Annotated in this window: 14 protein-coding genes; 2 read left to right on the top strand and 12 right to left on the bottom strand. The window is 61.8% G+C overall.

The annotated features are described in order from the left end of the window. Window positions 1-2 precede the first annotated feature (2 nt). Both AAGT95_RS14360 and dsbG read left to right on the top strand, forming a co-directional pair. Entirely contained in the window at window positions 3-827 is an 825-nt protein-coding gene (locus AAGT95_RS14360; protein ID WP_342594248.1) for a prolipoprotein diacylglyceryl transferase family protein, read from the top strand. Between the two features lie 75 nt (window positions 828-902). Further along, on the top strand, window positions 903-1,685 hold the full coding sequence (gene dsbG / locus AAGT95_RS14355) for a thiol:disulfide interchange protein DsbG (protein ID WP_342594247.1): 783 nt from the start codon (window positions 903-905) through the stop codon (window positions 1,683-1,685). Between the two features lie 67 nt (window positions 1,686-1,752). On the opposite strand, the gene AAGT95_RS14350 is transcribed toward dsbG, so the two are convergent. The 12 genes from AAGT95_RS14350 to AAGT95_RS14295 all read right to left on the bottom strand — a co-directional run bounded on the left by AAGT95_RS14350 (window position 1,753) and on the right by AAGT95_RS14295 (window position 13,268). Continuing rightward, window positions 1,753-3,057 (bottom strand): ATP-binding protein, encoded by a 1,305-nt coding sequence (locus tag AAGT95_RS14350; RefSeq protein ID WP_342594246.1) that lies wholly within the window; start codon window positions 3,055-3,057, stop codon window positions 1,753-1,755. Next, window positions 3,054-3,749 (bottom strand): response regulator, encoded by a 696-nt coding sequence (locus AAGT95_RS14345; RefSeq protein ID WP_342594245.1) that lies wholly within the window; start codon window positions 3,747-3,749, stop codon window positions 3,054-3,056. The genes AAGT95_RS14350 and AAGT95_RS14345 overlap by 4 nt, the downstream gene beginning before the upstream one ends. Window positions 3,750-3,824: 75 nt before the next feature. Further along, entirely contained in the window at window positions 3,825-4,283 is a 459-nt protein-coding gene (gene ccmE, locus AAGT95_RS14340) for a cytochrome c maturation protein CcmE (RefSeq protein WP_342594244.1), read from the bottom strand. Beyond that, window positions 4,280-4,384: a hypothetical protein gene (locus AAGT95_RS14335; RefSeq protein WP_342596536.1), complete on the bottom strand. Its 105-nt coding sequence runs from the start codon at window positions 4,382-4,384 to the stop codon at window positions 4,280-4,282. The genes ccmE and AAGT95_RS14335 overlap by 4 nt, the downstream gene beginning before the upstream one ends. Window positions 4,385-4,477: 93 nt before the next feature. After that, complete coding sequence (gene ccmI, locus AAGT95_RS14330) at window positions 4,478-5,698, bottom strand: c-type cytochrome biogenesis protein CcmI (RefSeq protein WP_342594243.1); 1,221 nt, start codon at window positions 5,696-5,698, stop codon at window positions 4,478-4,480. Between the two features lie 106 nt (window positions 5,699-5,804). Further along, window positions 5,805-6,536, bottom strand: a complete 732-nt coding sequence (locus AAGT95_RS14325; RefSeq protein WP_342594242.1) for a heme ABC transporter permease — start codon at window positions 6,534-6,536, stop codon at window positions 5,805-5,807. Window positions 6,537-6,580: 44 nt separating this feature from the next. Further along, window positions 6,581-7,294: a heme exporter protein CcmB gene (gene ccmB / locus AAGT95_RS14320; RefSeq protein WP_425356026.1), complete on the bottom strand. Its 714-nt coding sequence runs from the start codon at window positions 7,292-7,294 to the stop codon at window positions 6,581-6,583. Beyond that, the gene (gene ccmA, locus AAGT95_RS14315; protein ID WP_342594241.1) at window positions 7,281-7,862 is read right to left on the bottom strand and encodes a cytochrome c biogenesis heme-transporting ATPase CcmA; all 582 of its coding nucleotides are present in this window, start codon (window positions 7,860-7,862) and stop codon (window positions 7,281-7,283) included. The genes ccmB and ccmA overlap by 14 nt, the downstream gene beginning before the upstream one ends. 53 nt (window positions 7,863-7,915) lie before the next feature. After that, window positions 7,916-8,404, bottom strand: a complete 489-nt coding sequence (locus AAGT95_RS14310) for a cytochrome c-type biogenesis protein (protein ID WP_342594240.1) — start codon at window positions 8,402-8,404, stop codon at window positions 7,916-7,918. Next, the gene (locus tag AAGT95_RS14305) at window positions 8,395-8,922 is read right to left on the bottom strand and encodes a DsbE family thiol:disulfide interchange protein (RefSeq protein WP_342594239.1); all 528 of its coding nucleotides are present in this window, start codon (window positions 8,920-8,922) and stop codon (window positions 8,395-8,397) included. Before AAGT95_RS14305 ends, AAGT95_RS14310 begins: the two co-directional genes overlap by 10 nt. After that, the gene (locus AAGT95_RS14300) at window positions 8,919-10,964 is read right to left on the bottom strand and encodes a heme lyase CcmF/NrfE family subunit (RefSeq protein WP_425356058.1); all 2,046 of its coding nucleotides are present in this window, start codon (window positions 10,962-10,964) and stop codon (window positions 8,919-8,921) included. The genes AAGT95_RS14305 and AAGT95_RS14300 overlap by 4 nt, the downstream gene beginning before the upstream one ends. A gap of 66 nt (window positions 10,965-11,030) precedes the next feature. Further along, window positions 11,031-13,268, bottom strand: a complete 2,238-nt coding sequence (locus AAGT95_RS14295; RefSeq protein WP_342594237.1) for a cation-translocating P-type ATPase — start codon at window positions 13,266-13,268, stop codon at window positions 11,031-11,033. Between the last annotated feature and the right edge of the window lie 37 nt (window positions 13,269-13,305).

The raw sequence follows: 13,305 nt of genomic DNA, 5'->3' as shown, positions 1-13,305 counted from the left end.
CCATGAATCCGCTCGATCGCAGTATCGCCCTGGGACCGCTGGGCGTGAGTCTGGGTCAGCTTCTGCTGGCCCTGGCCATGGTCGTCGCCCTGATCGTGGGTGCCTGGATAGGCCGTCGTCGACAGGTCAGCGTCGGCGATGTTCTGTTCAATGCGTTGCTGATCGGCGTCATCGGCGCACGCATCGTGTTCGTGGCCCGCTACTGGCAGAGCTACGACACCTTCTGGTCCTGGCTAGACATCCGGGATCGCGGGTTCGAGCCGCTGGCCGGGCTGGCGATCGCTTTCGCCTATCTGGCCTGGCGTTTCTGGCGGCAGCCGGCCATGCGCCGCCCGTTGGGTGCAGCGGTTCTCTCGGGTGCCCTGGCCTGGTCGATGACCGCTGGCGCCCTGGCGCTGATGGCGCCCCGCGGAGCGAGCCTGCCCTCGATCCCGCTGGCAGATATCGATGGCTCGCCGGTGGCCCTGCCCACCGTGCTGCAGGAAGCCGACCGGCCCATGGTGGTCAATCTCTGGGCAAGCTGGTGTCCGCCCTGTCGTCGCGAGATGCCGATGCTGGAACAGGCCCAGCAGGCACGGGACGACGTGTCGTTCGTATTCGTCAACCAGGGCGAGAGCGTCGACGCCATCGAGACGTTTCTACAACGGGAGTCCCTCTCGCTCGATCATCTCTATCGCGATCCGGACATGACCTTCGGTCGCGAAGTGGGGGCCATGGCCATGCCGACCACGCTCTACTACGACGCCGACGGTCAGCTCGTCGATACCCACTTCGGTGAGCTTTCCCGTGCCACGCTCGATCGCAGTCTCGAGCGCTTCACCCCATGACGGTCCAGACGCGCTTTCAACCCGAGCGCTTAACTCGACCTCCCCGCTAGACATTACCAACCGGAGACGACACCGATGCAAAATCACGCCCCCCGAATGATGCCACTACGGCTCACGCTGCCATTGGCCGCCGGTATTGCCCTGGCGGCGAGCCTCCCCGCCGCCGCCGACGACTGGCCGGCGCCGATTCAGACACTCGAGCAGCAGGGCCTCACCATTCACGGTGAATTCGAGGCCCCCGGCGGACTCAGGGGCTACGGCGCCAGCATTCGAGGACAGAGTGTGGCCGCCTATCTGACGCCGGATGGCGAGCATGCCGTCGTCGGCACGCTGATCGACGCCCAGGGCCGGGACGTCTCCGCCGAGCCGCTGGAACAGCTCGTCGATGGGCCCAAGAATGCCGAGCTATGGAAGGCAATGGCGGACCACCATTGGGTTCGCGAGGGCGATACCGATGCATCGCGAGTGGTCTACACCTTCAGCGATCCCAACTGCCCCTACTGCCGCAAGTTCTGGCAGGACGCTCAGCCTTGGGTCGAAAACGGTGATGTCCAGATTCGTCATCTGATGGTGGGCATTCTGAAAGCGGACAGCCCCGAGAAAGCCGCCGCTATTCTAGCTGCAGACGATCCCAGCGCCGCGATCGCCGAACACTATCGCACCGGCGCCATGCCGGACAGCGAGGGAACCGATCAGAGCGAGCAGTGGGTCGCCGACAATACGCAAGTGATGCGCGACGCCCAGCTCTATGCCACACCGGTGATTTTCTATCAGGACGACGATGGCGAGGTGCACAAGGTCATGGGCGCGCCCACCCCGGACAAGCTGCGGGCAATCATGGGTAGCGACTCGCCCTGAGCTTTCCTGCCCACCCCTGCTTATCCACCTCCTGCTCACCCATCCTTGCTCATATGCCTCTGGCGAATCAGGCCAGGGGCAGCGAGAGGGTGACTCGCAGCCCGATCCCATCGCCGGAGGTGAGCCGCAGGCTGCCGCCGGCCCGGGTGGCGATCGCCTCGACGATGGATAACCCCAGGCCGCTGCCCTGGGGATGATTGCCGCGATGAAAGCGCTCCGTCAGGCGGGCGATCTGCTCGGGCGGGATGGTCTCGCCCTGGTTGGCGATGTCGATCACGGCCAAGCCGTTCATCCGCTGCGCTTCAATCTCGATCGGGGTGTCAGGCAAACCGTGCCGCATGGCATTCTCGAGCAGATTGCGCAGCGCAATCACCAGCAACTCCCCGGATAGCGCGACGTGAAGCCGGTCGACCGAGGCGTGCCAGTGACAGCGATCGCGACTGCCGGTCTCCACCATCGCAGCCTCCAGGGCCTCCCCCAGCCGCGTGGGATCGACACACCCCCGCGCGACCTCCTCGCTCTCCATGCGTGCCAGCAGCAGCAACTGGTCGAGCGTCTTCGTCAGCCGCCCCACCCCCGCCTCCGCCTGCTGCATCGCCTGTTGGTGGGGATCGCCGTCGACGCGTCGCGCGATCTGCAGATGGGTACGAATCGCGGTCAGCGGCGTGCGCAGCTCATGCGCGGCATCATCGGTAAAGCGCTGCTCCAACTCCAGCATGCGCCGGGTGCGTGCCAGCAGGGTATTGAACCCATCGATCAGCGGACGAATTTCCCCCGGCAAGCCGCGGATCGGCAGTGCCGAGAGATCATCGTGATCGCGTGACATCAAGCGCCGCTGCAGCCTCGAAAGCGGCGACAGCCCCCGGGTCACGCCCCACCACAGGGCGATCAGGCTGCCGATCGAAGCGAACAAAAAGGGATAGAACGCCGCACGGCGTACCTGACCCAGCAACGACTCCCGCTCCCGCAGGCGATCCGCCACGGTGATGCGCTTGTCGTCGTCGACCAGGGTATAGACGCGCCAGCGCTGGCCGTTGTGATCGCGGTAGCTGAAGCCTTCGTCATCGACTGCGAGAACATCGTTCATTTCAGGGTGCGTACCCGCCACCACCTGCCCGCGCAGCGACGACACACGGCAGGCGACACCCTCGAGCGCAGGAATGGTCGACGTCTCGCCCACTTCTCCATCCCAGGCCGCCGCCGGCACGCGATCGAGCAGGCCGGCCACCATTCGCGCCGACTGTGCCAGACGCTGATCCAGCGAACGCTCGAGCTGGGTCGAGAGATCGCGCATCGACCACGCCGCCGTCAGCCCCCACAGCAGCATCAGCGTGATCCCAAGCGTAGCGACGAGACGCAGCCGCAGGCTCATGAGGGCGTATCGCCATGCAGTCGCTCGTCGGCGGGAAGCGCACCGAGACGGTAGCCGACGCCCCGGACCGTCTCGATCACTTCGCGTCCCAGCTTGCGACGCAACTGGTAGATATGCACGTTGAGGGCGTTGCTCTCGATCTCGTCATCGATGCCGTAAAGGCGATCCTTCAACTGGTCGGCGCTCAGGATCCGCCCACGCGCGCGCATCAGCGCCTCCAGCAGCATCAGCTCGCGACGCACCAACACCACCGGTGCGCCATCCAACGTCACGCTGCGAGCGACGGGGTCCAGCGCCAGGCGCCCGTGGCGAAGGGAGCGGTCGACCTGCCCGGCGCTGCGGCGCAACAGCGCCTGCAGCCTTGCCGTCAACTCATCAAGGTCGAACGGTTTGACCAGATAATCGTCGGCCCCGCCCTGAAGCCCTTCGACACGACTGGCAACGGCGTCTCTCGCCGTCAGCATCAGTACCGGCATGGCAATACCCGCACGCCGCCACTGTTGCAGCAGCGTCAGACCATCGCCATCGGGCAAACGGCGATCGAGCACCGCGGCATCGTAGTCGATTGCGGACAACGCCCCGCGTGCACCGTCCAGTGTGGTCACGATATCGACGACGAAGTCGCTCAGCGCCAGCCCCGCTTCGATGCCTGCCGCCACCGGGGCATCGTCCTCGACGAGTAGAATCCGCATGTCATTGAATCCTGCCTAGAAAAAGCCCGACGATAATATGGGTCGCTCCCATTAAAAGAAAATGAGATCCAGCCGCTACCCAGAGGAGGCTTTGCTAACGCCAGTGAGATTCCCTGTTGCCTTTAGTGCCTCGGCAGCCTCGGGCGGCATGTAATTCTCGTCGTGCTTGGCAAGCACCTGCTGCGCCATGAAGCGACCATCGTGGTCTAGCGTGCCGATCACGACCACTCCCTGCCCTTCTCGAAAGAGATCCGGAAGAATATCGTCATAGCGGACTCTAACGTCCTCGGCGAAGTCAGTCACAACGAAGGAAACCATGAGCGAATCGCTCTCGCGAGCCATACTGTCTTCCTTCACCACGCCACCGATGCGAATCGTCCTTCCATGAGGCGCCTCGCCAGTCGCGACTTGGGAAGGAGTGAAGAAAAGATTGATATTGGCGCGTAAGGCATAAAGCGTTAGCCCCGCTGCGATGGCAACCAACGCCACCAGTCCGATCACAAGGATCAGTCGACGCTTGCGCCGCATTATCATTTTTCACCCGCCTGCCGCCGCCGGCGCCTGATTTGAGCTATCAATCGACGCCGTTCGCCACGAGCAGCCGTGGCCAGGCCTAATAACAGGAGAAATGCCATACTCCAGGCGGGCCACACGTAGGCCGCATAGCCTCGCATGGAGAGAAAACCATGGAGCGAGTCAAAGGCCATGTCTAAGTCTCCGAATTGTATTCATGGGGCAGGCACGACGTGGTCGATAACCAATGACAGCTTGTCAGAGGAGCTAACGGCGACATCATTCAAACGGCCGTAAAGATCGCCTGCCTGAGGCTTAGCCTGCCCACTGGCAGACACACGGACGATCAAGTCCACCCGTTCGGCCTGAGAGAGTTTCGTCGTATTTGTCATGGCATTGGCATCGCTCAGCGTCAGCAGTCGAGGCAGCGCGTTCAACGTGGTGCGAGTGACTGCCAGGGGCGGGCCATCCTCATGACTGTCACGTGCCACCAGGAAGACGCTGGCATCGCCCGGAAGCCGGTTGGCCAATCGTGGATCGAGCGTCAAATCGACACGCAGACCAACCTGAGTCATTGAACCGTCGTTGTCCGTCATACGTTGCTGAGCGATATCGATGACTCGCTGCAACGCCTGTGTCGCTTCGGGATCGTCGTAGCCAGCGAGCGCCTTGCGCCAGAAGTCGATCGCTTCGCCGTAACGCGCATGGTCGAAAGCCTCGATTCCCAGAATATCGTTGACGACCGGCTGCCGCGGATCAAGGGCCAGCGTTTCGTCCACTAGCGCCTGGACGCGATCCGTCAGTGTGCGATGTGCGGCGAAGAACTCGGCCTGTGTCAGTTGCGCCAACAGCCAGGGCTGTCGGCCCTGGAGACGGATTAGCGTCTCGACCACGTCCGCCGCCTTGTCGTACTGGCCGCTATCCCGATAAAGCGGGAATAGCTCAGCCCATACTTTCGGGTTACCGGGCTGGCGCTCCGCCTCGGACTCCAGTCCGTTCTGTTGACGTTCGAGCGGCGCATCGTGCAACGATTGCACTACCTCAAAGAGCGCCAGATCACGTCGTGCGCCAAAGTGATCGTAGAGTGCCAATCCGCCGATCACCACGCAGAGCAACACCACGGGTACCAACCACCGGCCGAGCGTGTGAGCTTGGAGAGACCGCCCCCGATGATTGCCGGCATCTTCCAGTAGCCGACGCTCGAGTTCCAAGCGATCTTCTTCGAAACGTTCGCGGCCGATCTCGCCGGCCGCCAGCACTTCCTCCATGACTCGCAGTCGCTGACGGTAGATCGCTACGTTCTCGGCGTTATAACGATCTCCCGCCTCGAAACCTAGCTGTGCATCGCGCAATCCCGAGGCACGACGGAGCGGCCAGACGAGTAGCACAATGGCCAGCAACGATAGCAGTCCTATTCCGATCCAAAGCGCGATCATCGTCCCTCCTCACCGCTGGCCGCCCCGTTAGGCGTATCGCTATCGGCGGAACGTATCGCCGGAAAAATTACACGCCACACAGTTACCACCGTTCCCGTAACGTTGCTCACATCATGAACTCCTGCACCCATCGAGTGCGCGACTCGCGTTTCAGGATCTCGCTGCGTAGTCGATACAGTGTCAACGCGATGAAAAAGCAATAGAAACCGAGCACCATAATCAGCAGTGGCACCCACATGCTCGCCGGCATTGCCGGTCGCTCGGTCAACGTGAACGTCGCCGGCTGATGAAGCGTGTTCCACCAGTAAACCGAGTACTTGATAATCGGGATGTTGACGACACCCACCAAAGTCAATACGGCCACGGCCTTGGCACCTTGCCCGGTGTTGGCAAAGGCGCCACGCAAGGCAATGATCCCGATATAGATGAACAGCTGAATCAGCATGGAGGTGAGTCGCGCATCCCAGGTCCACCAGGTGCCCCAGGTGGGGATTCCCCACAGAGCGCCGCTGAACAGCCCCAGAAACGTCATCGCCGCGCCGAATGGCGCCATGACACTCGCCGCCATATCAGCGAGCTTGATCTTCCACACCAGAAACACCACGGAGGCGAGCGTCATGGCGACGAAGACGCTCTGCGCCAGAATGGCCGCCGGCACGTGCACGTAGATGATCCGGTAGCTGTCGCCCATCTGATAGTCCGGTGGCGAGAAAGCCAGCGACCATACCGCTCCCACCACCAGCAGCGTCGTAGCGGCGATCCAGAACCAAGGCTGTAGCCGGCCGCAGAGTTGATAACACCACTTCGGCGAGCCTAGCTTGTGTATGAATTTCCACATTCCGATCTTCGTACCCCTCGAGACATTCATCACGCCTGCAGGCGTCAGCCGTTGACACTGATCCGCAAGGCACTGGCGATGGCAAAAGGCGCGCTGGCAAGCGCCAGCGCCAGCATCGCACCAAGCAAAGCCAGTGGCGCGGCGACAGAACCGCCCGATATCGCTGCAGTCACCGCACCAGCACCAAAGATCAGCACCGGTATGTAAAACGGTAGAATCAACAAAGACAGCAGCACGCCTCCTCTGGGTAAACTGACCGTCAATGCCGCCCCGATCGCACCCAATAGGCTAAATGTGACCGACCCGAGCAGCAGAGCCGTCACGAGAGTGGCAATACCAGTGACTGGGAGCGAAAGCAGTAGCCCCAGAACCGGAGCCAGCAGTGCCAGAGGCAAACCCGTCAACAACCAGTGGGCAAACGTCTTGGCCAGACAGAGTGCTGCCAACGGCTGCGATGAAAGGAGCATCTGCTCGAGACTGCCATCGGCGAAGTCACCGCGAAACAGCGCATCCAGCGACAAGAGCATGGCCAACAGCGCCGTCACCCACAGCAACCCAGGGGCGATGGTGGCCAACAAGTCCGGTCGCGGCGAAATGCCCAGCGGAAACAGCACAATCACGAGACTCTGAAAGAGCAGCGGATTGATCCATTCGCTACCCCGGCGTCTAGCGATGGACAGTTCACGCTTAAACTGCACCGCGCAGGCCGACATCATGCCCTGTGGCGTCAGCGTCTGATCCGGTTCACGCACAGCCATGCACCACTCCTAACTGCACGGTCCGAACCCGCTCATCCAACGCGAATTCGTGATGAGTCGTCAGCACGATCGCACCTCCCGCGGCACGGTGTGCCAATATCCGCTCCTGCAGCCAGCCGACGCCCGCCCGATCGAGCGCGGTGAAAGGCTCGTCGAGAATCCACAACGGACGCGGGATCAACTCGAGACGCGCCAACGCGATTCTGCGTTGCTGACCCGCCGAAAGTTGGCCGGCCGTCACGTCTTCGAACCCGTAAAGCCCCACGTTGGCAAGCGCGTGTTCGACAGCGTCGTCATCTACGCGTATGTCTGCCAAGGCAGCAGACCAACCCAGGTTCTCCTTCGCCGTCAGCGAAGCGGTGACGCCGGGTGCATGGCCGATGAACAACAATGTCTCCAGGTAATCGCGGAGCGCCTTTGTCAGCGAACGACCATGCCACTCGAGCTGCCCCGATGTCGGGGATAGCTGTCCGGTCAATATCTTGAGAAGCGATGTCTTGCCGCTCCCATTCGGCCCCTCGATGCGCAGAATCTCGCCGTCCTCCACGACTAGATCGAGATCCTCCAACAGCGCGCGCTCGTCACGCTCGCAGCTGAGTCGACGGCCACGTAGCGCTACTTTCACGTATCGTCTCTCCGTCCTGCGTCTTCCGTATCGTGGCGCGCTATCAGTTCATCTAGACGGCCGCGCTCGTCATGACTCAAGTTGTCTGCATCGAGGCGCCGGCGACGGACGACGAAGCCGGCAACGACGCCGCCACCGACAACAATGAGAGCGAGCGGCAGCCCCCACAGGATCCAGGTACGCTCCTCGAAACGGGGATCGTAGCGGACGTAGTCGCCAAATCGATCGACCATGGCAGCTTCTACTTCGGCATCCGTAGCCCCCTCTCGCAACATCGCAGCGACGCGTTCACGCATGTCGGCCGAGATCGGCGAGCTGGAAGCGGCTATCGATTCGTTCTGACACATGGGGCAGCGCAGCTGTTTGCTGAGCCCTTCGTAACGTTCGGTCAGCGTCGGATCTTCGAAGGACTGGATCTCGATTGCCGCCTGTGCCGAGCCGGTCAGTAGCAAGGCGAAGACCAGTAGCCACCGCATCATTGCCATCGTCCTATCTCCGGGAGAATGACCCGTTCGACATCCTCGGGAGTGATGTATCCCGTGTGGTGGTAGCGAATGATGCCATCGGCATCGACTATAAAACTTTCAGGTGCACCGTAGACGCCCAGGTCAAAGCCGAGACTGCCCTCAGCATCGAACAGCGACACCTCGAAGGGATCTCCATAGGTATCGAGAAAGGCGCGTCCCTGTCGACGGGTGTCCTTATAGTCGACGCCAACGAGCCGCACGCCTCGGTTAGCCAGTTCGTGGAGCTGAGGCATTTCCTGCTTGCACACCGGACACCACTCGCCCCAGACATTGACCAGCATGACCTCGCCCCGCAGCAACGACAGATCGAGACGGCGGTCAGGATCGTCTAGGGTGGAGAGCGCAAAGGTCGGGAATGGCTTCGCGATCATCGCCGACTCCCGTCCAGCCGGATCCTTGAACAGTCCCTGATAGAGGAAGACTACCAGCACCGCGAACACCAGCAGCGGAATGAGGAGTAGAAGACGACGTTTCATGGTGCCCCCTCCCCCTGTAGTCCGTTAAGTGATGCATCCTCGCCGATGCCGGAGGCCGTCGGGGTGCGCGACGAAGCTCGCCGACGGTAGCGGCGATCCAGTACGGCGATGAGGCCTCCCGAAGCCATGATCAAGCCACCGAGCCATATCCAGCGCACGAACGGCTTTAGCTGAATGCGCAATGACCAGTCGCCGTTACCGACTTCTTCGCCCAAGGCCACGTAGAGGTCGCTGAAAAACCCAGGACGCAAGGCAACATCGGTCATCGGCATGCCGCTGGCCAGGTAGAAGCGCTTCTCCGGGTAGAGGAAGAAAGTGTTACGTCCAGGCGGCGTGACTTCGATGGTGGCGGTGTCGGCAACGTAATTCGGGCCACGTCGTTCGTTGAAATCCGTCATCGTGAAACGATAGCCGCCGACCTCGACGTGCTTTCCGGGCCCGAGGCGCACGTTCTGTTCTGCGCTATAGTTCGACACCATCACGACGCCGACGATCGTGACTGCCAACCCCAGATGGCCCAGCACCATTCCCCGGTAAGCTGGCGCCAACTTCTTCACTGCTGCAGCGCGTTCGGCTCCGTTCGGCGCGCTGCGGCTCCTACTGTCGCCGCGACGTGGTCGGGTTCTATGCAGCAGATCGCGTATCAGCGACAGCACCAGCCACAGGGCGAGCAGCAACCCGATCGAGACCCCGAGATTCCACTCGCCGCCATAGAGCGAAGGCACGACCGCCGCGATCACTATGGCGATCAACGCCGATAGAGCGAGCCGCCGGAAGAGCTCGCGAGCCGGCATGCGCTTCCATCGGGCCAGCGGCCCCAGGCCCATGAACACGCAGAGCAACGCCGTCAAGGGAACGAACAAGGCATTGAAATAAGGCGGTCCAACACTGATCTTGCCCAGATCCATGGCATCCAACAGCAGCGGATAGAGCGTACCGAGCAGTACGGTGACGGTCATAATAACCAGCACGATGTTGTTGACCAGCAAGAGAGCATCCCGCGATAGCCAGCCGAAACCCGAGGCCGAGTGTACTCGCGGCGCCCGCAGGGCGAAGATCGTCAGCGATACGCCAACGGTGACCCCGAGTAGGATTAGGATAAAGGTTCCCCGCGCCGGGTCGTTGGCGAAGGCGTGAACCGAGGTGAGCACGCCTGAGCGAACCAGAAAGGTGCCCAACAGCGACAGCGAAAACGTGAAAATGGCCAGAAGTACGGTCCAGTTCTTGAACGTGCCGCGTTTTTCGGTCACCGCCAGCGAGTGGATCAGCGCCGTGCCGGCGAGCCACGGCAGCAGCGAAGCATTCTCGACCGGATCCCAGAACCACCAGCCGCCCCAGCCCAGCTCGTAGTACGCCCACCAACTACCAAGCGCGATGCCCATGGTCAGAAAGGCCCAGGCAATGTTGGTCCAGGGCCGGACCCAACGCGTCCAAACCGCATCCAGACGACCACCAATCAGTGCCGCAAGCGCGAAGGCGAAAACCACCGAGAAGCCCACGTACCCCATGTAGAGCATCGGCGGATGAACGATCAGGCCAAAATCCTGAAGCAGCGGATTGAGATCGCTGCCATCGCCGGGCACGTTGGGCAACAGCCGCGCGAACGGATTGGAAGTCAGCAGGATGAATAGCAGGAAACCGCTGCTGATCCACCCCATCACGGCCAGCACCCGAGCGAGCATGTCACGCGGTAGATGTCGGGAAAACACGCTGACGGCAAAACTCCAGCCACTCAATATCAGCACCCAGAGCAGTACAGAGCCTTCATGACTTCCCCAGACTGCACTGAATTTGTAGTACCACGGCAACAGCGAATTGGAGTTGTGGGCGACATAGGCGACGCTGAAATCGTCCAGCAAGAAACTCGCCGTCAGGGAGAGAAAAGCGATAACGAGAAACGCGAACTGGCCCCAGGCCATGGGCTGAGCGAATGCAATCCATAGAGGGCGCCGCCATGCCGATCCCGCCAACGGCACAGTCGCCTGAACCAGCGCCATGGCCAAGGCCATGATCAGGGCATAGTAGCCCAGTTCGGGAATCATCGTTGTCATGGGACCAGCTCTTTACTCAAGGAATTGGGTCACGTGCCGCGACCTGACGGCATGGGACTAGTTCGTGCTATCGCACGCGATCGGACCGGCGTCAAAATGCATGGGACGGGTCGAATTGAAAATAACGGTCACGGAACTCAGTACCATGGCCACTGCTGCAGCGAGAGGAGGCACCGCACCGATGATGGCCAGACTCAAGGCCAGAGCGTTGTACCCCATGGAGAAGACGATATTCTGCAGCATCCTAGCCCTGGCACGCTGCGCAAATGCGACTGCAGCTGCAACGCGTGATACACCCCCTTCCCGCACGACGACGCTGGCCGATGCCATCGCCGCACTGACGGCCGAAGCCACGGCAATCCCCGTCTCTGCGGTAGCCAGTGCCGGACCGTCATTGATGCCATCCCCCACGAAGACCGTGCCCTCTCCCGCCGCCTTGACGATCTCGGCCTTGCCCTGCGGCGTGCATTCCGCATGAAGATCCTCTTTCTGAAGGCCAAGCAATGCGCCGACACGCTGCACCGCGCCAAGGCGATCACCGGAAACGATGGCGCAACGAATTCCCTGCGCCTGAAGCCAGGCGATGGCTTCCCTGGCGTCCTCGTGAAGGCGGTCTTCCAGCGTTAAAGAAGCCACCCAGCGGCCCTCGATCGCTAGCTCGACCTGGAGCGTCAGCGCCGTCTCGGGAGTAGCGCTATCCAAAACTTCACAGTCGATACCCTGCTGCATCAGGAAAGCGGCGCTGCCCACCACGATTCGTCCCCATTCACTACGCTGAGAAATCACGCCGCGCTCGGCCCGTTCCACGTTCAGACAGGAAACATCGAGCTCCCGGCCGGAACTCTGCTTTCCCGCTGCGACCAGTGCCAGCGCCACGGGATGAGCGATATCCTGCTCCATCGCAGCGACCAGTTGCAGAACGAAATGGCGGTCGAGTCCGGCATCCGGCGATCGAATCTGGACATCGGTCAGCGACAGTTTCCCTTCAGTCAACGTGCCAGTTTTATCGAAGAACAGATAGCGCGCTCGCGCCAGATGCTCGAAGGCGCGGGGGGTACGAAACAGCACGTGATGGCGCGCGGCCTGCCGTGCCGATGCGACGTAGACGACAGGAATCGCCATCGCCATGGCACAGGGACAAGCGACGACCAGAACCGATAGCGCTCGCAGCACCGCCTCCCGAAGCGAATGGTCGGCCACCAGCACGAAGACAAATGTCAGCATCGCCGCCAGCAACGCGGCGGGCACTAGCCATCCGGCGAAGCGATCAGCCAGCCGTTGCGTTTCGCTCTTGGCGCCAGCGGCCTCAGCGATTCTCAATCCGATCTGATCGATCTGACGCTCGCCAACAGTGGCCTCTACACGCACGCTGACGGGGCTGAGAAGATTGACACACCCGGCCTCAACCCGGTCCCCCTGTTTGACCGGCAAGGGATACGACTCCCCAGTGAGCACGGCACGGTCGACGTGACTGCTGCCGTCGACCAGAACACCGTCCAGAGGAATTCGCTCACCGGCAGCGACCCGGATGATCTCTCCTCTAGCCACCGAACTTGCCGCCACCGATTCGACGCTGCCATCAGCATCGAGCCGATTCGCCGACTCGGGGATGGTGCTCTGCAAGGCATCTAGCGTCTCGGATGACTGGCGCAGCGTTCGAGTCTCGATGAAGCGGCCCAGCGTCAGCAAAGTGATCAGCATGACCGCGGTGTCGAAGTAGACGTCCGAACGACCCTCGACGAGTTGCCATGCCGAGATGCCGAAAGCGGATAGCGCCCCCAGTGAGACGAGGGTATCCATGCCCGGTATACCCATGCGCAGGGTGCGCCAGCCCGCCACGAGGATCGGTGCCGCGCAGAAAGTTATGACGGGAAGCGACAGGGCACCGATTACGCATGCGATCACGAGGCCGGTTGTCGTCTCTCCAATGCCATCATTGACGTAGAGCACGAGCGAGAACGCCATGATCCAGACACTGAAGAAGACCGCCACCGCCAACCGAATCGACAAGCGCTGGATCTGTTCGTCAATGCGCGACAACGTTTCGCGACTGTTTACCGGGGGCACCAGCCGATAACCGAGCTTTTTCACCCGGGCAGCCAAGTCGAGCAGATTCAACTGAGCCGGGTCCCATTTCAGGGTCGCGGAGGTGGTGGCAAAACTGACCCCCACCTCGATCACCCCCGGCATGCTACGTATCTTGCGCTCTACCGCGGCGGCACAACTCGGACACCACAACCCCTCGATCGAGAGACGCGCCCGCCCCTGAGCCTGAAAGTCACCGAGGTCAGCCATCGGTCGTCACCTCGCCGTCTGGCGATGCCGAGCTACG

Origin of the sequence: Salinicola lusitanus, from assembly GCF_038648475.1 — a bacterium.
GTDB lineage: Bacteria > Pseudomonadota > Gammaproteobacteria > Pseudomonadales > Halomonadaceae > Salinicola > Salinicola lusitanus.
Note: the sequence above shows the minus strand (reverse complement) of the source record. Positions and strands in the feature narration are given on the sequence as shown.